Source organism: Mycobacterium sp. IDUB_17 (genome assembly GCF_055419465.1).
In genome coordinates this window covers 30,645-52,649 of the sequence record NZ_JBVAXS010000008.1, presented here as the reverse complement: position 1 = coordinate 52,649, position 22,005 = coordinate 30,645, and the positions used below count along the sequence as shown (strand labels likewise).

23 protein-coding genes are annotated in these 22,005 nt (G+C 67.8%); 15 read left to right on the top strand and 8 right to left on the bottom strand.

Annotation, left to right across the window (positions count from 1 at the left end):
• The first annotated feature begins 3 nt into the window (after positions 1-3).
• The gene (locus ACZYZ7_RS28470; RefSeq protein WP_135452453.1) at positions 4-603 is read left to right on the top strand and encodes a DUF1707 SHOCT-like domain-containing protein; all 600 of its coding nucleotides are present in this window, start codon (positions 4-6) and stop codon (positions 601-603) included.
• On the opposite strand, the gene ACZYZ7_RS28465 is transcribed toward ACZYZ7_RS28470, so the two are convergent.
• Both ACZYZ7_RS28465 and ACZYZ7_RS28460 read right to left on the bottom strand, forming a co-directional pair.
• Entirely contained in the window at positions 548-1,447 is a 900-nt protein-coding gene (locus tag ACZYZ7_RS28465; RefSeq protein WP_463742282.1) for a DUF559 domain-containing protein, read from the bottom strand. The two genes, ACZYZ7_RS28470 and ACZYZ7_RS28465, sit on opposite strands and share 56 nt — an antisense overlap.
• A 103-nt stretch (positions 1,448-1,550) precedes the next feature.
• On the bottom strand, positions 1,551-2,174 hold the full coding sequence (locus ACZYZ7_RS28460; RefSeq protein ID WP_135452457.1) for a hypothetical protein: 624 nt from the start codon (positions 2,172-2,174) through the stop codon (positions 1,551-1,553).
• Positions 2,175-2,204: 30 nt separating this feature from the next.
• Here ACZYZ7_RS28460 and ACZYZ7_RS28455 point away from each other — a divergent pair, with 30 nt between their 5' ends.
• Together ACZYZ7_RS28455 and ACZYZ7_RS28450 are read left to right on the top strand one after the other, a co-directional pair.
• Positions 2,205-3,092 (top strand): phosphoribosylaminoimidazolesuccinocarboxamide synthase, encoded by an 888-nt coding sequence (locus ACZYZ7_RS28455; RefSeq protein WP_463742281.1) that lies wholly within the window; start codon positions 2,205-2,207, stop codon positions 3,090-3,092.
• Positions 3,089-5,236, top strand: a complete 2,148-nt coding sequence (locus ACZYZ7_RS28450; RefSeq protein WP_135452461.1) for a S9 family peptidase — start codon at positions 3,089-3,091, stop codon at positions 5,234-5,236. Before ACZYZ7_RS28455 ends, ACZYZ7_RS28450 begins: the two co-directional genes overlap by 4 nt.
• Here the strand turns inward: ACZYZ7_RS28450 and ACZYZ7_RS28445 are convergent.
• Positions 5,165-5,611 carry a DoxX family protein gene (locus ACZYZ7_RS28445; RefSeq protein ID WP_463742280.1) on the bottom strand — a complete coding sequence of 149 codons (447 nt, stop codon included), beginning with the start codon at positions 5,609-5,611 and terminating at the stop codon, positions 5,165-5,167. The genes ACZYZ7_RS28450 and ACZYZ7_RS28445 overlap by 72 nt on opposite strands.
• An 84-nt stretch (positions 5,612-5,695) precedes the next feature.
• Between ACZYZ7_RS28445 and ACZYZ7_RS28440 the strand changes: the two genes are divergently transcribed.
• The 4 genes from ACZYZ7_RS28440 (at position 5,696) to ACZYZ7_RS28425 (ending at position 9,200) form a co-directional block, all read left to right on the top strand.
• Positions 5,696-6,250 carry a TetR/AcrR family transcriptional regulator gene (locus tag ACZYZ7_RS28440; protein WP_463742279.1) on the top strand — a complete coding sequence of 185 codons (555 nt, stop codon included), beginning with the start codon at positions 5,696-5,698 and terminating at the stop codon, positions 6,248-6,250.
• Positions 6,251-6,260: 10 nt separating this feature from the next.
• A complete protein-coding gene (locus tag ACZYZ7_RS28435) occupies positions 6,261-6,749 on the top strand; it encodes a glutathione peroxidase (RefSeq protein WP_463742278.1) in 489 nt (162 codons plus the stop codon).
• 81 nt (positions 6,750-6,830) lie between these two features.
• On the top strand, positions 6,831-7,535 hold the full coding sequence (locus ACZYZ7_RS28430) for a DUF2334 domain-containing protein (protein ID WP_463742277.1): 705 nt from the start codon (positions 6,831-6,833) through the stop codon (positions 7,533-7,535).
• A 21-nt stretch (positions 7,536-7,556) separates the two neighbouring features.
• Positions 7,557-9,200 carry an FAD-binding dehydrogenase gene (locus tag ACZYZ7_RS28425; RefSeq protein ID WP_463742276.1) on the top strand — a complete coding sequence of 548 codons (1,644 nt, stop codon included), beginning with the start codon at positions 7,557-7,559 and terminating at the stop codon, positions 9,198-9,200.
• 27 nt (positions 9,201-9,227) lie between these two features.
• Here the strand turns inward: ACZYZ7_RS28425 and ACZYZ7_RS28420 are convergent, their stop codons facing one another.
• Positions 9,228-9,866, bottom strand: a complete 639-nt coding sequence (locus ACZYZ7_RS28420) for an MBL fold metallo-hydrolase (protein ID WP_463742275.1) — start codon at positions 9,864-9,866, stop codon at positions 9,228-9,230.
• Between the two features lie 46 nt (positions 9,867-9,912).
• On the opposite strand from ACZYZ7_RS28420, the gene ACZYZ7_RS28415 reads away from it, so the two are divergent.
• The 3 genes from ACZYZ7_RS28415 to purQ are packed head-to-tail and all read left to right on the top strand — an operon-like array spanning position 9,913 to position 11,469.
• Positions 9,913-10,548 carry an ATPase gene (locus ACZYZ7_RS28415; protein WP_135452476.1) on the top strand — a complete coding sequence of 212 codons (636 nt, stop codon included), beginning with the start codon at positions 9,913-9,915 and terminating at the stop codon, positions 10,546-10,548.
• A gap of 10 nt (positions 10,549-10,558) precedes the next feature.
• Entirely contained in the window at positions 10,559-10,798 is a 240-nt protein-coding gene (gene purS, locus ACZYZ7_RS28410; protein WP_454792204.1) for a phosphoribosylformylglycinamidine synthase subunit PurS, read from the top strand.
• Positions 10,795-11,469, top strand: coding sequence for a phosphoribosylformylglycinamidine synthase subunit PurQ (gene purQ, locus ACZYZ7_RS28405; protein ID WP_463742274.1), 675 nt, complete (start codon positions 10,795-10,797; stop codon positions 11,467-11,469). Before purS ends, purQ begins: the two co-directional genes overlap by 4 nt.
• Positions 11,470-11,526: 57 nt before the next feature.
• Here the strand turns inward: purQ and ACZYZ7_RS28400 are convergent, their stop codons facing one another.
• Positions 11,527-12,324, bottom strand: coding sequence for a family 1 encapsulin nanocompartment shell protein (locus ACZYZ7_RS28400; protein ID WP_135452481.1), 798 nt, complete (start codon positions 12,322-12,324; stop codon positions 11,527-11,529).
• The gene (locus ACZYZ7_RS28395) at positions 12,321-13,331 is read right to left on the bottom strand and encodes a Dyp-type peroxidase (protein ID WP_450071135.1); all 1,011 of its coding nucleotides are present in this window, start codon (positions 13,329-13,331) and stop codon (positions 12,321-12,323) included. The genes ACZYZ7_RS28400 and ACZYZ7_RS28395 overlap by 4 nt, the downstream gene beginning before the upstream one ends.
• Positions 13,332-13,381: 50 nt before the next feature.
• Here ACZYZ7_RS28395 and ACZYZ7_RS28390 point away from each other — a divergent pair, with 50 nt between their 5' ends.
• A complete protein-coding gene (locus ACZYZ7_RS28390) occupies positions 13,382-14,644 on the top strand; it encodes a M18 family aminopeptidase (protein WP_463742273.1) in 1,263 nt (420 codons plus the stop codon).
• Between the two features lie 15 nt (positions 14,645-14,659).
• On the top strand, positions 14,660-15,007 hold the full coding sequence (locus tag ACZYZ7_RS28385; protein ID WP_450071133.1) for a VOC family protein: 348 nt from the start codon (positions 14,660-14,662) through the stop codon (positions 15,005-15,007).
• Between the two features lie 21 nt (positions 15,008-15,028).
• Here ACZYZ7_RS28385 and ACZYZ7_RS28380 read toward each other — a convergent pair whose 3' ends face one another.
• Positions 15,029-16,009, bottom strand: a complete 981-nt coding sequence (locus tag ACZYZ7_RS28380) for a hypothetical protein (protein ID WP_450071132.1) — start codon at positions 16,007-16,009, stop codon at positions 15,029-15,031.
• 114 nt (positions 16,010-16,123) lie between these two features.
• On the opposite strand from ACZYZ7_RS28380, the gene purL reads away from it, so the two are divergent.
• Genes purL through ACZYZ7_RS28365 form a run of 3 tightly spaced genes read left to right on the top strand, consistent with a single transcriptional unit; the run spans position 16,124 to position 20,792 of the window.
• Positions 16,124-18,418: a phosphoribosylformylglycinamidine synthase subunit PurL gene (gene purL / locus ACZYZ7_RS28375; protein WP_463742359.1), complete on the top strand. Its 2,295-nt coding sequence runs from the start codon at positions 16,124-16,126 to the stop codon at positions 18,416-18,418.
• Positions 18,415-20,142: an alpha/beta hydrolase gene (locus ACZYZ7_RS28370; protein ID WP_463742272.1), complete on the top strand. Its 1,728-nt coding sequence runs from the start codon at positions 18,415-18,417 to the stop codon at positions 20,140-20,142. Before purL ends, ACZYZ7_RS28370 begins: the two co-directional genes overlap by 4 nt.
• Positions 20,142-20,792, top strand: a complete 651-nt coding sequence (locus ACZYZ7_RS28365) for an Rv0804 family intramembrane glutamic endopeptidase (RefSeq protein ID WP_463742271.1) — start codon at positions 20,142-20,144, stop codon at positions 20,790-20,792. The genes ACZYZ7_RS28370 and ACZYZ7_RS28365 overlap by 1 nt, the downstream gene beginning before the upstream one ends.
• Here the strand turns inward: ACZYZ7_RS28365 and ACZYZ7_RS28360 are convergent.
• Positions 20,713-21,981, bottom strand: a complete 1,269-nt coding sequence (locus tag ACZYZ7_RS28360; protein WP_463742270.1) for a hypothetical protein — start codon at positions 21,979-21,981, stop codon at positions 20,713-20,715. The genes ACZYZ7_RS28365 and ACZYZ7_RS28360 overlap by 80 nt on opposite strands.
• Between the last annotated feature and the right edge of the window lie 24 nt (positions 21,982-22,005).

The window sequence follows — 22,005 nt, the reverse complement described above, 5'->3', positions numbered from 1 at the left end:
GGCATGGACTCAGGCCCGAATGACCATCTCCGAGTCTCAGACGCCGAGCGCACGACAGTGGGACAACTGCTCGAACGCGCGGTAGCCGAGGGCATGATCACACTCGACGAGTTCGGCGAGCGCTACGACGCCGCGCTGGCGGCACGCACTCGAGGCGAGTTGGGCGCGGTGGTGGCTGACCTTCCGATCGCGTCGCCCCCGGCGGTCCCGGCGTCGCACCTGCCCGCGGCGGCGCCAGAGGAACTGCGCGGCTGGATGTCCTCGATCGTGCGGCGCGGGCAGTGGACGGTGCCGCGCGTCCTGCATGTGAAAAGCCGGCTGTGCAGTACCACTCTCGACTTCACCTCGGCGGTGCTGCCCGGACCCGTGGTGGAGATCGTCGTCGACGATTACTGCAGCACGACGGAGCTCATCGTGCCCGCCTCGGCCACCGCCGACGTCAACGGCGTCAACGCCATCGCCGGCAGCGCCACGGTCAGAGTGCGCACCAGCCCGCCGTCGGATCAGCTGCACCTCGTCGTGCGCGGTCGCGTGCGGATGGGTTCGGTCACCGTGCGGCACTCGTTCGGAAGCTGGCTGCGGCGCCTGAGCGGCACTCCATAGCGAAACGAATCTCGGCGATCACGCGCTGCGGATACTCGGTCAGATCCAGCCAGGTGAATCGCAGCACCTGCCAGCCCATCAGCGCGATCTCGTTCTGCTTGACGCGGTCTTTCTGGAAATCCTCCTGATCGCTGTGGAACGCCCAACCGTCGGTTTCGATCGCAACCTTGTGGGCGGGAAAGGCCACGTCGATCACGTATCGGCTCAGGCGGTAGTTGGCCTTCCACCCGGTGATACGGGCCTCTCTGAGCAGCTTGATCAGCAGCCGTTCGGCTTCCGAGCGGGCGCCGTCGGCCGCGGCGATCAGCAACCTGCGGGCAGCGGGCGAGCCGTGTCGGCCCTTGTTGCGCAGATGCGCTCTCCAGAGGTCGCGCAGTTCGGTGTGGCGCTGCAGCGCGCTGTCCATGAGTTTGGCGCCGCCACCTCGCCGGGCAGCGGCCTCCACGACCGTCAGCGGCAGCGCGGTGACCCGCAGCCCGCGGCGTTCCACGATGTCGGCGGGATCGAGATCGCGCCGGCGCAGACGGACGCCGTGTCGCTGCGGATGATGCCCCGTCCTCGGGATGGTGACCTCAACCGTGTCTGGCGGGTACTTCGTCACCTCATGCCACCACGCGGCGGCCAGTCCGCTTGCGGCCGCATTCGGCCCCGCCGACCACACAGCAGCCCTGACCCGGGCTGATTCTGTGAATGGCCGATCTTCGGCGAAGTACACCCCTGGTGAGCAGCGCAGCCATTTCCCGGAACGGACTCTCCGGTTGACCGCGTCCTGGCTCAGTCCCGCCAGCTTGGCCTGCGCGAGGGTAATCACTCCGTCGTGGCTACGCAGATAGTCGTCGATCACGCAGTTTCGACGGTATGCCCCGTCAAACGGTTCCCGCTCGTGCGATTTGGGTGCGTTTGGCGGCGGTGGGCGCCGCTAATTGCACCGAAATCGCTCGGGAAAATCACTCGATGCGGCGCAGGCGCATGCCGGCGGAACGCAGTTCCAGGGCGGCCAGGCCGCGAATCGCGCGCTGATCTTGACTGCGCCAGGCGCCGACGGGGTCGTCGGACACCGCCGTCAGCTTGGCCAGCGGCCGGTTGGCCAACGCCCGCAGCGCCAGCAGCTGTTCCCCGGCGGCGGTCGAGGCCAGGGTGATCGCGGTCCACTTGCGCCGGAAGAACCGCACCCGCAGGTACAGCCAGGGCATCGCCACGAACAGGATCGGCGCGGCGGCCACCGCCAGGGCCAGCACCCAGGCCAGCCAGCTCGCCGTGCTGTCCAGGTTGGCGCCCGCACCGGCGATGTCGAGGGCCGCCTCACTGGCGGCGCGCAGCGGCTTGCTCAGCGTGTCACCGATCAGGGGAACGCTGTCGGTGCTGTCACCGGCGGAGCCCAGGTTGTCAGCAACACCGTTGGCGCCGCTCTGGACCTGCCTGCCGACCTCGGCGATGGTCGACACCGCCGAATGCACGGCCAACCCGACCAATATCCACACCGCGGTCCAGGTGATCACGGCCACGTCGCTGAACAACTGTGCCAACAAGCGGCCGGGTCTGCTGGCATAGGGCAGGTACCGCGATCTCATGAGACCGATCCCAACACATAGGCTGGCCCAATGCGTCCTGCTCTGTCCGACTACCAGCACCTGGCCAGCGGCAAAGTCCGCGAGTTGTACCGCATCGACGACGAGCACCTGCTGTTCGTGGCGACCGACCGCATCTCGGCCTACGACTACGTCCTGGACTCACAGATCCCGGACAAGGGCCGGATCCTGACGGCGATGAGCGTGTTCTTCTTCGACCTGATCAGCGCGCCCAACCACTTGGCCGGACCTCCCGACGACGAGCGCATTCCCGTCGAGGTGCTGGGCCGCGCGCTGGTGGTGAAGCAACTGAAGATGCTGCCGGTGGAGTGTGTGGCCCGCGGCTACCTGACCGGTTCCGGACTGCTCGACTACCAGGCGTCGGGTTCGGTATGCGGCATCCCGCTGCCGCCGGGTCTCGGCGAGGCGAGCAAGTTCGACGAACCGCTGTTCACCCCCGCCACCAAGGCCGACATCGGCGAGCACGACCAGAACATCTCGTACAACACGGTGATCGACCTGGTCGGGCCGGTGCTGGCCAGCCAGTTGAAGGAACGCACGCTGCAGACCTACATACAAGGCGCGGACCACGCGTTGACCAAGGGCATCATCATCGCCGACACCAAGTTCGAGTTCGGTGTCGACGGGCACGGCAACGTGGTGCTGGCCGATGAGGTGTTCACCCCGGATTCGTCCCGGTACTGGCGCGCCGAGACGTATCAGCAGGGAGTGGTGCAGGACAGCTTCGACAAGCAGTTCGTCCGCAATTGGCTGACCGGGCCGGACTCGGGCTGGGACCGGCACAGCGACACCCCACCGCCGCCCTTGCCTGAGGAGATTGTGGCGGCCACCCGGGACCGGTACATCGAGGCGTACGAACGGATCTCGGGTCTGCGGTTCGACGATTGGATCGGCGCATGAGCGAGTCCGTGCAACCCCCGGTCGCCAAGCGCGGCAATCACCGTCGCGAGCATCACGGTGACGTGTTCATCGACCCCTACGAATGGCTGCGCGACAAGGACGATCCCGAGGTGATCGCGCACCTGGAGGCCGAGAACGCCTACACCGATGTCGCCACCGCCCATCTGGAGCCGTTGCGGCAGAAGATATTCGACGAGATCAAGGCCCGCACCAAGGAAACCGACCTGTCGGTGCCGATGCGCCGCAATGGCTGGTGGTACTACGCGCGCAGCTTCGAGGGCAAGCAGTACGCGGTGCACTGCCGGTGCCCGATCGGCGATCCTGACGATTGGACGCCGCCCGAGCTCGACGAGGGTGCCGACATCCCCGGTGAGCAGGTTCTCCTGGACGAGAACGTCGAGGCCGACGGCCACGAGTACTTCTCGCTCGGCGCGGCCACGGTGAGCCTGGACGGCAATATCCTGGCCTACTCCGTCGACGTCCTCGGCGACGAGCGATACACCTTGAAGTTCAAGGATTTACGTACCGGCGAGCATTACGACGACACGATCACCGGGATCGGCGCCGGCGGCACCTGGGCGGCCGACAGCCGCACGCTGTACTACACCACGGTCGACGACGCCTGGCGGCCCGACACCGTGTGGCGGCATCGGCTGGCTTCCGGTCTGGCCGCCGAGAAGGTGTATCACGAACCCGACGAACGGTTCTGGGTCGCGATCGGCCGCAGCCGCAGCGACAAATACCTGTTCGTCGCATCGGGCAGTGCCGTCACCACCGAGGTCGCCTATGTCGATGCGAATGACCCGACCGCCGAGCTCACCACGGTGTGGGAGCGTCGCGACCTGGTGGAGTACTCCGTCGAGCACGCCGTCGTCGGCGGCGAGGACCGGTTCCTGATCCTGCACAACGACGGTGCCGAGAACTTCATGCTGGTGGACGCTCCGGTCGGCGACCCGAGCGATTTCCGCACCCTGATCGAGCACCGGGATGATGTGCGGCTGGACGGTGTCGACGCGTTCGACGGGTTCCTGGTGATCAGTTACCGCAGTGAGGCATTGCCGAAGATGGCACTGTGGCCGCTCACCGCGGACGGTTACGGTACGCGCGAAGAGCTGACGTTCGATTCCGAGCTGACCGCCGCGGGGATGGGCGGGAACCCGAACTGGTCCACGCCGAAGCTGCGGATCGGCGCGACCTCGTTCATCACACCGGCGCGGATCTACGACCTGGACCTCGCCACGGGCGAGCGTACGTTGCTGCGCGAGCAGCCGGTGCTGGGCGGCTACCGGCCGGAAGACTATGTGGAGCGCCGGGATTGGGCGACGGCACCCGATGGGGCGCGGATCCCGGTCTCGATCATTCACCGGGCCGGGTTGCAGTTCCCGGCGCCGGCGTTGCTCTACGGCTACGGTGCCTACGAGTCGTGTGAGGATCCGCGATTCTCTATCGCCCGGTTGTCATTGCTGGACCGCGGCATGGTGTTCGTGATCGCGCATGTGCGCGGCGGCGGCGAGCTGGGCCGGCCGTGGTACGAGCACGGCAAGTTGCTTGAGAAGACGAACACATTCACCGATTTCATCGCCGCGGCACGCCATCTCATCGACGGCGGCGTGACCCGTCCGCAGAATCTGGTGGCTCTCGGCGGTAGTGCCGGCGGATTGTTGATGGGCGCGGTGGCCAACATGGCACCGGAGTTGTTCGCCGGGATTCTGGCTCAGGTGCCGTTCGTCGATGCGCTGACGACCATCCTGGATCCGTCGTTGCCGTTGACCGTGACCGAGTGGGACGAGTGGGGAAATCCGTTGGAGGACCCCGAGGTCTACCGCTACATGAAGTCCTACACGCCCTACGAGAACGTGGCGGCGCAGGACTATCCGGCGATTCTGGCGATGACCTCGCTCAACGACACCCGGGTGTACTACGTCGAACCGGCCAAATGGGTTGCCGCACTGCGTCATACCAAGACCGACGGTCATCCCGTGCTGCTCAAGACCGAAATGGTGGCCGGCCATGGCGGGCTGTCCGGCCGCTACGAGCGGTGGAAGGAAGCCGCGTTCCAGTACGCCTGGCTGCTAGCTGCCGCCGACGGCGACAACTACGGCAGCGGCCAGGTAGACAGCCTCTTCGGCGGTCCGAACGCTTAACCGCGAAGTCATCGACTTCGGCGGGTTGGGCATCCTGGCCGCGTAGACATTGGCTGGGAACATCGCCAGCATGAGCAGGAGCAGGCAGACTGCCGCCGCCACGCGGGTAGGCGGGTAGAGCAGGCCTGCGGCGCCGGCCAGCTCCAGCACGCCGGTGACCGTCACCAGCGCGGCCGGCGCGGGGGGTGCCGGCGGCACGATGGCGATCATGTCGCGCCGCAACGGATTGACGAAGTGCGCGACGCCGGTCATGACGAACATCGCGGCCAGTCCGACCGCGATCGCCTCGGGCCAGCTGTCGAGATAGTCCACGCCCAGCAGGCCGATCAGGCGGGCGGCCACGCTACCCAGAATCAGGGTCAAGTAGACGGCCATCGAAGCTCCGATCTTGTCGGTGTCTAGATCGCCACGCTACGCTCAATCTAGGCGCTGTCAAGATATGGGTTTAGGATGGCCCGCATGGGCTATCACCACGGTGACCTCAGGGCCGTGATCCTCGCTCAGGCCGCCGATCTGGTGGCCGAGCGCGGCGCGGACGGCATCTCGCTGCGCGAACTCGCGCGCGCGGCAGGCGTCTCACACGCGGCGCCCGCGCACCATTTCACCGACCGGCGCGGGCTGTTCACCGCACTGGCCACCGAAGGGTTTCAGCTTCTGGCCGTAGCGCTGACCGAGGCCAGGCCACAGTTCATCGACGCCGCCAAGGCCTATGTGCGGTTCGCCCTCGACCACCCCGGCCACTACGAGGTGATGTTCGACAAATCGCTCTACGACGACACCGACGCTGAACTGGTTGCCGCCGCGTCGGCCGCCGGGTCGGAGCTGAACCGCGGCGTCGGCACCTTGGCCGACCCCAAGGCGGCCGCTGACCCGGACGGCGCCGCGCTGGCCGCCTGGTCTCTGGTGCATGGTTTCTCGATGTTGTGGCTCAACGAAGCGATAGACACCGCAGGCGATCCGATCGCCCAGGTGGAGGGTCTGGCCGCGATCTTGTTCGATGATCAGGTCCGGTAGCGTCCCAGTGATGAGCCTCAGCAACATCCCGCTGACCACCCTCGATGGCAAGCCGACGACGTTGGCCGAGTTGGCAAGCGGCGCAGTCCTGGTGGTCAACGTGGCCTCCAAATGCGGTCTGACGCCGCAGTACACCGCGCTGGAGAAGCTCGCCAAGGATTACGCCGAGCGTGGGCTGACCGTCGTCGGCGTGCCGTGCAACCAGTTCATGGGCCAGGAGCCGGGCAGCGCCGAGGAGATCCACGCGTTTTGCACGAACACCTACGGCGTGACGTTCCCGTTGCTGGCCAAGACCGACGTCAACGGGGCCGAGCGCCACCCGCTCTACGCCGCGCTGACCCAGGCCGCCGATGCGGCAGGAGAGGCCGGGGACATCCAGTGGAACTTCGAGAAGTTTCTGCTGGCCCCGGGCGGCGCGGTGGCCGGCCGGTTCCGGCCCCGCACCGAGCCGGATGCGCCCGAGGTGATCGCGGCCATCGAGGCGATCCTGCCGGCCTGACCGAAGGGTCTCGCCGAATGGACATTCGGCGTCAGAGTGTTCGACACCGTCCCGACATGTGACGTTGCCACACTGGACGGCGTGACCGGACAACTCATCGTCTCGATATCGCAGATCAGCGATCGAACGCTGGCCGATGTCGCATCGTTCTGTGCCGAGCTCGACACCCGTGGCGTTCCCGCCTCGTTGATGGTGGCGCCGCGGCTCAAGGGCGGTTATCGGTTGGACCGCGATGCCGACACCGTGGAATGGGTGGCGCAACGGCGCAGCGGCGGCGACGCCGTTGTCCTGCACGGGTACGACGAGGCGGCGACCAAGAAGCGCCGCGGTGAGTTCGCCTCGCTGCCCGCCCATGAGGCCAACCTGAGGTTGATGGGCGCCGACCGGGTGCTCGAACACCTGGGACTGCGCACCAGGTTGTTCGCCGCGCCCGGCTGGACCGTCTCGCAGGGCACGGTGACCGTCTTGCCGCGCAATGGCTTTCGTTTGCTCGCTGATCTGAACGGCATCACCGACCTCGTCCGCCAGACCACGACGCGGGCCCGGGTGGTGGGCATCGGAGAAGGATTTCTGTCCGAGCCGTGGTGGTGCCGCACCGTGGTGCTCACAGCTGAACGCACCGCGCGCCGCGAAGGTACGGTGCGTGTCGCGGTTGCCGCGCGGCACCTGCGCAGGCCCGGACCCCGGCAGGCCATGCTCGACGCGATCGACCTGGCTTTGCTGCACCGGTGCGTGCCCACCGTCTACCGGTGGCGAGGATTCTCGGTCCTGACCGAGGCCGCCTGACTAGGGCTAGTCTTGCGTCTCATGGCAGACGCCGATGTCATTGTCGTGGGGGCGGGTCTCGCCGGGTTGGTCGCCGCATGTGAACTGGCCGAGGGCGGGCACCGCGTGCTCATCCTGGATCAGGAGAACGTCGCCAACCTGGGTGGGCAGGCATTCTGGTCGTTCGGCGGATTGTTCTTCGTCGACAGTCCCGAACAGCGCAGACTCGGTATCCACGACAGCCAGGAGCTGGCCCTGCAGGACTGGCTGGGCACCGCGGGCTTCGACCGGCCCGAGGACCACTGGCCACGGGAGTGGGCGCACGCGTACGTCGATTTCGCGGCCGGCGAGAAACGCAGTTGGTTGCGGGCCCGCGGTCTGCAGATCTTCCCCTTGGTCGGGTGGGCCGAGCGGGGCGGTTACGGGGCGCTGGGCCACGGCAATTCGGTGCCGCGTTTCCACATCACGTGGGGGACCGGGCCGGCGATCGTCGACGTCTTCGCCCGCCGGTTGGTGGGGGAGCCCCGGGTGCGATTTGCGCACCGTCACCGGGTCGATGAACTCATCGTCTCCGAGGGTGCCGTCGTCGGGGTCCGGGGTGCGGTGCTGGAGCCCTCCGACGCGCCTCGGGGCGCACCGTCGTCACGAAACGTGGTCGGCGACTTCGAGTTCCGCGCATCTGCGGTGATCGTCACCAGCGGCGGGATCGGCGGCAACCACGACCTCGTACGCAAGAACTGGCCGGAGCGCATGGGCCGGGTACCCGAGCAACTGCTCAGCGGTGTTCCTGCACACGTAGACGGTCGGATGATCGGCATCTCCGAGGCCGCCGGTGCGCACGTCATCAACAGCGACCGGATGTGGCACTACACCGAAGGCATCACCAACTACGATCCGATCTGGCCCGACCACGGCATCCGCATCCTGCCCGGACCGTCGTCATTGTGGTTGGACGCCAACGGAAAACGGCTGCCCGGGCCGCTGTATCCCGGTTTCGACACCCTGGGCACGCTCGAATACATCTGCCGTACCGGGCAGGACTACACGTGGTTCATCCTCGATGCGCGGATCATCGCCAAGGAGTTCGCGTTGTCCGGCCAGGAACAGAACCCCGATCTCACGTCGCGCAGCGTGCGTGACGTCCTGGCGCGGGTGAAGCCCGGTGCGCCGGCCCCGGTGCAGGCGTTCGTCGACCGCGGTGTTGACTTCGTCAGCGCGCGTTCGCTGCGTGAATTGGTGGCCGCGATGAACGACGTGCCGGATGTACTCGAACTCGACTACGCCGCGGTGGCGGCCGAGGTGACCGCGCGAGACCGCGAGGTAGTCAACAGATTCACCAAGGACGGACAGGTCACCGCGATCCGGGCGGCCCGCAGCTACCTCGGTGACCGGTTCAGCCGCGTCGTCGCCCCGCACCGGCTCACCGACCCGAAGGCGGGCCCGATGATCGCCGTCAAACTCCACATCCTGACCCGAAAGTCCCTGGGCGGGTTGGAAACCGACCTGGACTCCCGGGTGCTCAAGGAAGACGGCACCGCGTTCGCCGGCCTGTACGCCGCGGGTGAGGCTGCCGGATTCGGCGGGGGCGGGGTGCACGGCTACCGGTCCCTGGAGGGCACCTTCCTGGGCGGCTGCATCTTCTCCGGCCGAGCAGCCGGGCGGGGTGCGGCCGGCGACATCGCCTGAGTCGGACACCACGGCTGAGCCGTGAAATCAGAATTCAGTACCGTTTTCCTCGGTGAGAACCTGGAATTCGGTGCTCGTCATCTCCGCCAGCCGCCCGTAATAGATCCCGCGCGCGTTCGGCTCGATGATGCCCTGATGGATCGGCACCGCCCGCGCCGGCGCCACCGCGCGTAGGAAGTCCACGGCCTCTGAAATTTTCATCCACGGGGCGGCAGCCGGGGTGGCCAGTACGTCGACCGGTTCGCCGGGGACGAACAGCGCGTCACCGGGATGCATGAGCCGGGCCGGATGTTCGTCGTCGCCCAGCAGGTACGAAATATTGTCGATCACAGGGATTTCCGGGTGGATCACGGCATGTTTGCCGCCGGTCCCGCGCACGTTGAGTGAGCCGACCCTGAACTCGTCGCCGGGATGCACTGCCTGCCACGGCTCACCCAACTGGGCGGCAGTCTGCGGATCGGCATACAGAGCCGCCTGCGGGTTGGCGTCGATCAGCGCGGGCAACCGCGCGGTATCGGCGTGGTCTGGGTGCTGGTGGGTGATCAGGATGGCCGACAGACCGGTGATGCCTTCGAAACCGTGCGAGAAGTTGCCCGGGTCGAACAGCACGGTGGTGTCCGAAATGCTGGCCAGTAGGCACGAATGTCCGAAATGCGTGAGTTGCATCCCTATATTGTGGCGCTCGGTGGGGTTGTGGCGGGTGATCGTGGCGATGTCGATCGGGCTCTGCGGGCTGGCCGCAGCGCCCCCTTCGGCTTGGTCGGAGCCCAGTGCCGATTGCCCGCCGCTGTGTGACCGCATCCCCGATTCGGCGTGGGTGGACACGTCGAAGATCCCGTTGGACCGTGAGTACCAGTGGCCCGGGCTGGCCGGGTTGGCCGTGACCGCGGTGGTACCGCGCTTCCGCTTCGAGGAGGAATGCGCGTTGCCTCCGATACCAGGCGACCCGCGCGGGTACGCCGTGGCGGCGCGGTCGGAGGTCGGGCGGCCCGAGGGGCACTGGCAACTACGCGTGCAGGTCCTCCATTGGCGCGGGGAGACGTGGCAGGGCGGTCAGACGGCGCTGGCGGTCGTGCAGGGCGCCACTGCCGCGTTGCGCACCTGCCCGGGGAACCCGCCGTCGATCACCACCGAGCGGACCGGACGCCTGGCGGCAGTGGTGAGCCGCGACGGCGGGAGGGTCCTACACCAGTACCTGCTCGCCGATCCGGCCAACAGCACGGTGGTCGAGTTGGCCATGTGGTCGAGCACGCCGCCACAGGTCGCATGGTCGGCCCCAGCGGACGACCGGGTCCTGGATGCGCTGGCCGACCCACTGTGCACGGCCTACATAGGGTCGTGCCGGTAGAGTGTGCGCCGTGGCAAAGGTGGTTGTGCACGTCATGCCCAAGGCGGAGATCCTCGACCCTCAGGGTCAGGCGATCGTCGGGGCACTTGGTCGGCTAGGACATGGTGGTATCTCGGACGTCCGTCAGGGCAAGCGTTTCGAGCTCGAAGTCGATGACTCCGTAGCGGACGAAACCCTGGCTGAGATCGCCGAATCTCTGCTGGCCAATACGGTTATCGAGGACTTCTCGGTGAGCCGGGAGGGCTCGTGAGCACCCGTGTCGGGGTGATCACCTTCCCCGGGACGCTCGACGACGTCGACGCGGCCCGAGCTGTCCGGCTGTCCGGGGCCGAGGCGGTCAGCCTGTGGCACGCAGACGCCGACCTGAAGGGCGTCGACGCGGTCGTCGTGCCCGGCGGCTTCTCCTACGGGGACTACCTGCGCTGCGGGGCCATCGCGAAGTTCGCTCCCGTGATGGGTTCGGTCGTGGAAGCTGCAGGCAAGGGCATGCCCGTGCTGGGCATCTGCAACGGCTTCCAGGTGCTGTGTGAGGCCGGGCTGCTGCCGGGCGCGCTGACCCGCAACGCCGGCCTGCATTTCATCTGCCGCGACGTGTGGCTGGAGGTCGCCTCCAACGCCACGGCCTGGACGACCCGCTATGACGCCGGGGCCGACCTGCTGATCCCGCTCAAGTCGGGTGAAGGCCGTTACGTCGCCTCCGAGGCGGTGCTCGACGAGCTCGAGGGCGAGGACCGTGTGGTCTTCCGCTACCGCGAGAACCTCAACGGCTCGATGCGCGGCATCGCGGGCGTGTGCTCGGCCAACCGCCGCGTCGTCGGCTTGATGCCGCACCCCGAACACGCCACCGAGGCGTTGACCGGTCCGTCCGATGACGGGCTCGGATTGTTCTACTCCGCGCTGGACGCGGTTCTTTCCGTCTAGTTCTCGGCTTCACCCACACAGCGAGCGTGCGCAACGCACGCTCGCTGTGCAGGACGATCAGGCAGTGAGGGCGACCGAGGCCTCGGCGGTGTAGGCCAGGAACGTCAGGGTCTCCTGCAGGTACAGCTGCACGCTCTCCGCATCGTGGGACAGGTAGCCGATCGAGACGTCGGTGCCCAGCTGCAGGTCGAAATCCCCACCGCGGGTCGACAATACGAACGCGCCGTCGATCGCGGGCGCCCAGATGATCTCCCCGTCGACCAGCCGGCTCAGGTGCTCGCGGATCGGATACCCATGCGCGGTGGTCTCGCTGACCTTGGTGTAGATGGCCGCCGAAAGCAGCACCGAGTACGGCCCGTCGACACCGGCCAGTCGCAGCTCGGAAAGGGCCTGGGCGATCACGTCGGGAATCTCGCGGGCGTCGTCGGGCAGCGCCAGCGCGGGGTTGGAGCTTGAGCTGCGGATGCCTTCGATCGAGGCCGCCGGGTAGCCCTCGAAGATCGCCCGGTCCTCGACGAACGCCAGCTTCTTGGCGGCCTCCTTGACCGGATCCCAATCGGAATCCTGGGCGCCGCGCTCGACGTCGTCAATCGCGTTGCGCGACACCGTGAACGGCACCCGCAGCCGCACCAGCGGCTTGGAGTCGCGCAGGTGGGCGACCACGCCGTCCCCGGGCGGCTTCACGTCGAGCAGGTGTCCCGTGCTGATCGCCGCGGTAACCGGGCCGCCGGGCTCGCTGACGTCGACCACGCGCCGCCCGGCGATGTGACGCTTGAAGGTTCGGCTGGCCTCGAGTTCGATCTCGGCCCAGGCGGACTCGGTGATCGGGGCAAGCTCGCGGTACAGGTTGTTCATTGCGGGGTTCCTTTCAGGCTGCCGATCGCCAGGGAGGTGTCTTGCTTGGCTGTCGCGGGTTCTTCGACCGGAACCGGAAGCGGCGGTGGATCATCGAGAAAATCGATGGTGGGCACAAAGAACATGCAGCCGGTCACGGCCGTGGAGAAATCCAGGATCCGGTCGGTGTTGCCGGGTGGATCGCCGATGAACATGTTGGTCAGCATGCGTTCGGTGATGGCCGGGTCCGCGCAGTATCCGATGTAGTACGTGCCGAACTCGCTGCTGCCGAGTTCACCGAACGGCATGTTGCGCCGCACGATCTTCAGCTCGTTGCCGTCTTCGTCGGTGATGACGTTCAGCGCGATGTGGGAGTTGGAAGGCTTGGTGTCGTCGGGCATCTCGATGTCGTCGAGCTTGGTGCGGCCGATCACGCGCTGCTGTTCTTCCACCGACAGCGAGCGCCAGTCCGTCATCGCATGCACGTACTTCTGGATGTGCACGTAACTGGCCCCGGCGAACTCAGGGTCCTCGGTGCCGATCTGAACGGCGGCCGCCGCGGTGGACCCGTTGGGGTTCTCCGTGCCGTCGACGAAGCCGAGCAGATCGCGGTTGTCGAAGTACTGGAATCCGTGCACCTCGTCGACGACCGTGACGGCACTGCCGAACTCCTGCAGCATCCGGTCGGCCAACTCGAAACACACGTCCATGGACTCGGCGCGGATGTGCAACAACACGTCGCCCGGCGTCGACGGGGCGCGGTGACGGCCGCCGTCAAGAGCGATGAACGGATGGAGGTCGGCCGGACGCGGACCGGCGAACAACCGGTCCCAGGCAGCCGAACCGATGCCGGCCACCAGCGACAGCTCTTTGGCCGGATCACGGAACCAGATGGAGCGGACGATGCCTGATATGTCGGGAAGCACGTCGTGAACGGCTTGCTGGCCACCGTCCTCGATCGTCAGCACCAGGAAGATGGCCGCCCGCGTGAGAGGTTTCAGCACCGGCTGCGGGATCGGAACGGGCACAAACCGACCCTACCGACACCTGAGGGGGGTTCGCCGGTCAAGATGAAAAGATGCCAGCTAGCGCCCAGGGCCTGTGCGAGTTCATCGACGCATCTCCGACTCCGTTCCACGTATGCGCCACCGCGGCGCGACGATTGCGCGACGCGGGATACACCGAGCTGGCCGAAACCGACAGCTGGCCTGCCACCGCGGGAAAGTTCTTCACGGTGCGGGCAGGATCGCTGGTGGCCTGGAATACCGAGGGGACCGACCCGGCCGCGCCGTTCCGGGTGGTCGGCGGTCACACGGATAGCCCCAACCTCCGGGTCAAGCAGCACCCTGATCGCGTCGTCGCCGGTTGGCAGGTGGTCGCGCTGCAGCCCTACGGCGGGGCCTGGCTGAACTCGTGGCTGGACCGCGACCTCGGGATCAGCGGCCGGCTCTCGGTCCGGGACGGCAACCGCATCGAACACCGCTTGGTCCGGATCGACGATCCGATCCTGCGGGTGCCCCAGCTCGCCATCCACCTGTCCGAGGACCGCAAGGGCGTCAGCCCCGATCCACAGCGGCACGTCAACGCGGTGTGGGGCCTGGGGGAGCGGCCGCGATCCTTCATCGGATTCGTCGCCGAGCGGGCCGGGACCACAGAAGGCGACGTGTTGGGCTTCGACCTGATGACCCACGACCTGACGCCGTCGGCGATCACCGGCGCCGAGGGGGAGTTCGTCAGCGCGCCGCGGCTGGACAACCAGGCCACCTGCTACGCGGGTCTGGAGGCGTTCCTGGCCGCGGGCGCGGACTCGTATGTGCCGGTGCTGGCGCTGTTCGACCACGAGGAGGTCGGCTCGACCTCTGATCATGGTGCCCAGTCCGAGCTGTTGCCGACCGTGCTGGAGCGCATCGTGCTCGCCGCCGGCGGTACTCGGGAGGACTTCCTGCGCCGGGCGGCCGGATCGATGGTGGCTTCCGGGGACATGGCGCACGCGACGCATCCGAACTACCCGGACCGTCACGAGCCCGGGCACCTGATCGAGGTCAATGCCGGTCCCGTGCTCAAGGTGCAGCCGAACCTGCGCTACGCCACCGACGGCCGCACCGCGGCGGCGTTCGCGCTGGCCTGCGATCAGGCCGGGGTGCCGCTGCAGCGCTACGAGCACCGCGCCGATCTCCCGTGCGGGTCGACCATCGGACCGATGACCTCGGCGCGCACCGGGATCCCCACTGTCGATGTCGGCGCAGCGCAGTTGGCCATGCATTCCGCCCGTGAGTTCATGGGAGCCCGGGACGTAGCGGCCTACTCGGCGGCGTTGCGAGCGTTCTTGTCACCCGCCTGATCTAGGGTCGGCGCCATGACGCTGTCCGTGGAGATGATCACAGTCGACTGCACCGATCCCGACGCGCTGGCCCGGTGGTGGGCCCAAGCCGTCGGTGGGGAGGTAAATGTCTTTGCCCCAGGCGAATTCGTGGTGTTGATACGTCCCGACGGGCCGCGGCTGGGATTTCAGAAGGTTCCCGATCCGACGCCGGGCAAGAACCGCATCCACCTCGACTTCACCGCACCCGACGCCGAAGCCGAGGTGGCCAGGCTCGTGGGTCTGGGCGCAACCGAAACCGGGCGGCACAGTTTTGGCCCGGAGTTCAACTGGGTCGTACTGGCCGACCCGGAGGGCAATGCGTTCTGTATCGCGGGCTCATAGCGCCGAGCCCGGTGGTGGGGCTCACGGCGGGCAGCTCTCGAATTGGGCGCGCAGCCTGGTCTGAAGGTCCGTGATCGGTGGCGTCCGCGGCTGCGGTTCCCGGGCGCCCTCCGAACAACCCCCGGGCCGGACGGTGATCTGCGCGTCCTCGACTTCGTAGACCATCGGTAGCCCCGAATTCTTGACGAGCTGTAGCTGGTCGATCAGAACGCGATCCCCATCAGGACCGGTCGGCACGTCTTCGATGGAAAAGCGGGGCGGCTTCAGATCGAATCCGCCTTTGGTGGGTGCCAGCTGATCGAGTGCCTCCCACAGCGCCAGTTGCTCCCGGTCGGGAAGTCCATGGCCGGAACGGATGCTCGGTGCATGGTTGGTGCTCGCATCGAAGATGCTCCAGTCCGCGGTCGAGTCCGGGAAGTCCGTGATCAGCCTCCGGACCGAGGCCGCGAACTCCGAAGCGCTGAGCGGGTCATCCCGATGGTCGAGACTGCGCAGGGTCACCGTCAGACTGGTGCGTGCCGGTTGCCAGGCGCCGTCGGGGGATGCTGACCCGACGATTTCGTAGGCGTAGTCGCCCTGCGACAGTTTCAGCCAGTCCTGCCACGGCGGTTCCGGGGTGGTCTTCGACGGGGCGACCTCGACGTACATTGTCGAGCCCGTTTGGGCCGGGAAGGATTGCGCTGAACGTCTCACGTTCATGCTGGCTCCCTTGTCGTCGTACACCCTCGATCCGTTGATCTGGTCGGTGAACGTGCGGCCGAGCGCCGAGAGTTGGTCGGCGGTGGCATCGGCCCTGACGTAGACGTCGAAGCTGGCGGTGCGGACCCCGAATCCGTCGTTGCTCGAGACCGTATGTGTGACAGACGTAACGCCGGGTTGACTCTTCAGCACCTTGTCGATGGCGTCGGCCGCACGTGAGCCCCCGAAATCGCAACCGGTTACGCCTGCTACCAGCAAGGCGCCGAGAATGACGAGACGGCCCTTGGCCCCGAGCTTGCGCACCCGCTGAGTATGCCGCCGCGCGGGCGGGCGCAGGCGCACTCAGCAATCGCGGGTCGGACGTGCGAGATCGGCAACGATAGACTCTTGGGCGTGACGTCTGAGCTCACCCACGCTATGGATACGGTGCAGCGGGCAGCCGCCACCCCCGATCAGCCCCAGCCGTACCGCGAACTCGGCCTCAAGGACGACGAGTACGAGCGGATTCGCGAGATCCTGGGTCGCCGCCCCACCGACGCCGAGCTGGCCATGTACTCGGTGATGTGGAGCGAACACTGCTCCTACAAGTCCTCGAAGGTGCACCTGCGCTACTTCGGTGAGACCACCACCGAGGAGATGCGCGCCGGCATGCTGGCCGGCATCGGTGAGAACGCCGGCGTCGTCGACATCGGTGACGGCTGGGCCGTCACCTTCAAGGTCGAGTCCCACAACCACCCGTCCTATGTCGAGCCCTATCAGGGCGCGGCCACCGGCGTCGGCGGCATCGTCCGCGACATCATGGCGATGGGCGCCCGGCCCGTGGCGGTCATGGACCAGCTGCGGTTCGGCGCGGCCGATGCACCGGACACCCGCCGTGTGCTCGACGGTGTGGTTCGCGGTGTCGGCGGCTACGGCAACTCGCTGGGCCTGCCCAACATCGGCGGCGAGACGATCTTCGACCCGTCGTACGCGGGCAACCCGCTGGTCAACGCGCTGTGCGTGGGTGCCCTGCGCAAGGAAGACCTGCACCTGGCCTTCGCCTCGGGCACCGGCAACAAGATCATCCTGTTCGGCGCGCGCACCGGCCTGGACGGCATCGGCGGTGTCTCGGTGCTGGCGTCGGACACCTTCAGCGGCGACGAGAGCGGCGCGGGCCGCAAGAAGCTGCCGAGTGTCCAGGTGGGCGACCCGTTCACCGAGAAGGTGCTCATCGAGTGTTGCCTCGAGCTGTACTCGGCCGGCCTCGTGGTCGGCATCCAGGACCTCGGCGGTGCCGGATTGTCCTGTGCCACCTCTGAACTCGCGTCTGCCGGTGACGGTGGCATGCGCATCGAGCTGGATCAGGTGCCGCTGCGGGCCAAGGACATGACCCCGGCCGAGGTGCTCTCCAGCGAGTCCCAGGAACGCATGTGTGCCGTGGTGACGCCGGAGAACGTCGAGGCGTTCATGGCGGTGTGCCGCAAGTGGGAAGTGCTGGCCACCGTGATCGGTGAGGTCACCGACGGGGACCGGCTGGAGATCACCTGGCACGGCGAAACCGTGGTCGACGTCCCGCCGCGCACCGTGGCCCACGAGGGCCCGGTCTACCAGCGCCCGGTGGCCCGTCCCGACACCCAGGACGCCCTGGTCGCCGACACCTCGGCCAAACTGCCCCGGCCCAAGACCGGCGATGAGCTCAAGGCCACCCTGCTGGCGCTGATCGGCAGCCCGCACCTGTGCAGCCGGGCGTTCATCACCGAGCAGTACGACCGCTACGTTCGCGGCAACACCGTGCTGGCCGAGAATGCCGATGGCGGTGTGCTGCGCATCGACGAGAACACCGGCCGCGGCATCGCCGTCTCCACCGACGCCTCGGGCCGCTACACCCAACTCGACCCGTACACGGGCGCGCAGTTGGCCCTGGCCGAGGCCTACCGCAATGTCGCGGTCACCGGGGCCACCCCGGTGGCGGTGACCAACTGCCTCAACTTCGGGTCCCCCGAGGATCCGGGTGTGATGTGGCAGTTCAGCCAGGCCGTCCGCGGGCTGGCCGACGGCTGCGCCGCCCTTGGCATCCCGGTCACCGGCGGCAACGTCAGCTTCTACAACCAGACCGGTTCCACGGCGATCCTGCCGACCCCGGTGGTGGGTGTGCTCGGCGTGATCGACGACGTGAAGCGACGCATCCCGACCGGCCTCGGCACCGAACCGGGCGAGACGCTGCTGCTGCTCGGCGATACCCACGACGAGTTCGACGGGTCGGTCTGGGCCCAGGTCACCGGCGATCACCTGGGCGGCGTTCCGCCGAAGGTGGACCTGGCCCGCGAGAAGCTGCTGGCCGAGGTGCTGACCGCGGCATCGCGCGACGGCCTGATCTCGGCGGCGCACGACCTGTCCGAGGGCGGGCTGATCCAGGCCGTGGTGGAGGCCGCGCTGACCGGTGAAACCGGTTGCCGGGTCATCCTTCCGGAGGATCTCCCGGCGGGCATCGATCCGTTCGTGTTCCTGTTCTCCGAGTCCGCGGGCCGGGTGCTCGTGGCCGCGCCGCGCACCGAGGAGAGCCGGTTCCGGTCGATGTGTGAGGCCAGGGACCTGCCGGTGACCCGGGTTGGCGTCGTCGACCAGGGCCCCGAAGGCGGCGAGCCCTCGATCGAGGTCCAGGGACAGTTCAGCATCACCCTCGCGGAGCTACGGAGTACGTCTGAGGGCGTGCTGCCCGGGCTGTTCGGGTGACGGCGAAAGCCCTCAACGAACGTCATCCTCTGCTGCACTGGGCCTGGAGCCTGGTGCGACTGGACTTCGTCGGCATTGCCGTCGGAGCCCTGTTCTTCTGTCTCTCGCTGACCCCGTCGCTGCTGCCGCGCGACTGGTTGTTCGCCGGGCTGATCGGCGGTATCAACGCCGCGATCGGCTACGGCATCGGGGTTCTGCTGGGAAAAGCGCTGTACCGCTTCGTGTTACGCAACCGCGCCTGGTGGCCACCGTCGAAGCGGACGTTGCACTGGCTGAAGGCGCTCGTCGTGGCCGGTGCGGCCACGGCCGGAGTGCTGATGCTGATTCCCGCGGCGGCCTGGCAACGGCAGGTCTCGGCGTTGATGGGCATGGAAGGTCCGGCCACGCTCGGCTATCTGCGCACCCTGATCATCGCCGTCGCGGTGGGCGCGGCGCTGATCGCCACGGCACGGTTGCTCCGCGATATCGTGCGACTGCTGGCCAGGTGGTTCATCCGGCGCTGGCATCTGCACCGGGAGGTGGCCCAGTTCATCGGGACCGCAATCGTGGTGGTCCTGGTCGTCACGCTCGTCAACGGCGTGCTCTACCGCGGGTTCCTGGCGGGCGCCAGCCGGGTGTTCCAGCCGCAGAACTCCACCACCCGTGAGGGCATCAGCCGGCCGGTCGAACCTGAAAGATCAGGCAGCCCAGACTCATTCGCGCCGTGGGACTCCCTGGGCTTTCAGGGGCGCAACTTCGTGGCGACCGGCCCGCGTGCCGCCGAGCTCGAAAAGGTCAACGGCGCTCCGGCCCGCGAACCCATCCGGGTGTACGCCGGGCTGCACACCGCCGAGACCGAAGACCAGCGAATTGCGGTGCTGCTCAGCGAGCTTGAGCGCACCCATGCCTTCGACCGCAAGTTGTTGGTCATCGTCCCCACCACCGGCACCGGTTGGGTGAATCCGGTGGCCGCCCGCGCGCTGGAGCTGATGTACAACGGCGACACCGCGATGGTCGGCATGCAGTATTCCTATCTGCCGAGCTGGATTTCGTTCATGGGGGACCGGGAGAAGTCCATGAAAACCGGACGGCTGATGATCGACGCGATCCAAGCGCGCTGGGCGCAGCTGCCACCCGATCACCGCCCCCAGCTGGTGCTCTACGGGGAGAGCCTGGGGTCGATGGGCGGGCAGGGCGCATTCAGCTGGCTCCCCGACATCTCGCGGATGGGCTTCTCCTCGGTGCTGTGGGTGGGCCCGCCCAATGCCAGCCCGCTGTGGCGCGGCCTGACCGCGCGCCGCGACCCGGGCACCCCGCAAGCGCGACCCAGCTATGACAACGGCCGCACCGTGCGGTTCTCCGAGGCCGCGAACGCCGCCGAGATCGCCGAGGACACCGGTGCTCCGTGGGAGGGCACCCGGGTTCTGTTCCTGCAGCACCCGTCGGACCCGATCATCTGGTGGTCGACGGATCTGCTGTTCTCCGAACCGGATTGGCTGGTCGAACCGCCAGGGACGGACCGTACCGCCTCGATGCGCTGGTACCCGATCATCACGTTCTGGCAGGTGGCCGCCGACATCACCAACGCGTCGAGCGTCCCGGCCGGACACGGGCACAACTACGGCGAATCGGTGCTCGACGGCTGGGCGGCGGTGGCGCCACCGGAGGGGTGGACACCGGAGGACACGGAGCGAATCCGGGTGGCTCTGGAGAAGGCCGAGGCCAACAACGGACCCGAATACTGATGCCGGCCAGCCGGATTCGCGCAGTGGCGCTGGCTGTGGGCCTGGTCGCATGGAACGGTCTGGTCGATCCCCGGTTGCCGGCCCGGTGGCAGCCGCTGGTGCGGGCGGCACTGGGCAGCGTACTGATGGTCGGAACGGGTGCCCGCCCGGGCTTTCGGCCCCCGGCGGTGTGGTCGGGTCTACGACTGGGAGCGGCCGCCGCGACCGCGGTGAGCGCGGGTGTGGCGGCGACCTCGACAGTGCCGGTGGTCCGCACCGGGATGCGCCGAAAGGTTCTGCCCGTAGCTCCGGGCAGATGGCTGGCGCTGCGGATTCCGCTGGGAACCGTCTGGCCGGAGGAGGCCGGCTTCCGCGGCGCGCTGGGCAAGGTCGGTGCCGAGGCATTCGGCCCGACGGGTGGTCAGGTGTTGCAGGCCACCGCTTTCGGGCTGTCACACATCGCCGACGCCCGTGGCGCAGGGCAACCCGTGATCCCGACGGTCGTGGCCACCGGCATCGCCGGATGGGTGTTCGGCTGGCTTGCGCAGCGCTCTTCGAGCCTGGCCGCGCCGATGCTGGCGCACCTGGCGATCAATGAGGCGGGGGCACTGGCCGCACTGGCCTACCAAGCCGTGCCAACAACCCTGCCAGCGCGAGGATCGCAGCCGTAGCGGCCAGCGGCCACAACGTGGGTAACGCAAAACTGGTGACCCGCAGGGGGATCAACACCACACAGACCACCACCACGGTCAGGATCACGCGGGGCGCCTGCTGCGCCGCCGCGGAACCCTCGATACGTGAATTGGCCTCCGTGACAAGCACATAGACAACCAGAAGAAGCAGGGCCGGGACGACCATCTGCAGTCGGCCGATATGCCCCTGAAACCGGCTGAACGCCACAGCCAGGACACACATCACCGCGGGAACCAGGATCGCGACCTCCGGACCGGAACCGAACAACCGTCCCGCGACCCGGGTGGCCGCCCACGTCAGGGCCAGCAGCGCCGCCGACCCCAGGCACAACGCCCCGGCGGTGAACCAGTAGTACCCGGCGTCGGCAAAGAACTGGGAGACGATCAGCGAGAGGTTCACGGCGGTCGGGTGGAACCCGCCCGTCGCGCCGATGTTGACGGCCAGCAGTAGGGCGACTGCGCCCAGCGCCGTGATCCCCACCGCAGCGCCCACCGGACGCGCGACCGACACCAGGCGGCCGCTGACCACGGTTGCGGCCTCGAATCCCACCAGCCCCAGGCCGAGCGGAATGGCGGCCGCCGTCACCAGCAGGACAGAATCGACGGGCGTGGGCCCGCCGATCTGCATCGGAGGGGTACCTGATGCGACCCGGGCCATGATCGCCAGCGCCAGGTAGAGAAACACCAGCAGGCCCGCGCCGGCCAGCGCGGCAGCCGTCGCACCCACCGCACGGGTGGGCAGGTAGGCCACCACCGCGCCGGCGATGACCACCACCGCCACCGACCAGCCGGGCCACCACCAGCCGGCCAGCGCGGTCTCCAGGTCAGGCGCCCCGGTCAACGGCTGCAGGGCGAGCGTGAGCGCGGCACCCACGCCCAGCAACGCGTAGGCCGCCAGTTGGACGAGGCTGGTGAACCGTCCGGCGGCGGGACCCACGGTGGAGGCGACCAGATCACCCGTCGACACCGACTGTGGCGCATTGCGGTGCAGCCGGGCGAACGCGAAAACCAACACGGCGGCGATGGCCGCGGCACACAGGCCGGCCACCCCGTTGAAGACCGCGGCACCGATCGGTCCGAGCGACAGGCCGACGGCACGCCACGCGGGAAGCGCAGGGGGCCAGGCTGCGGACGGCTCCGGACTCGCCGGTACTGCGCGTTTAGGCATCGATCAGACTTCTTGTATCGGCGA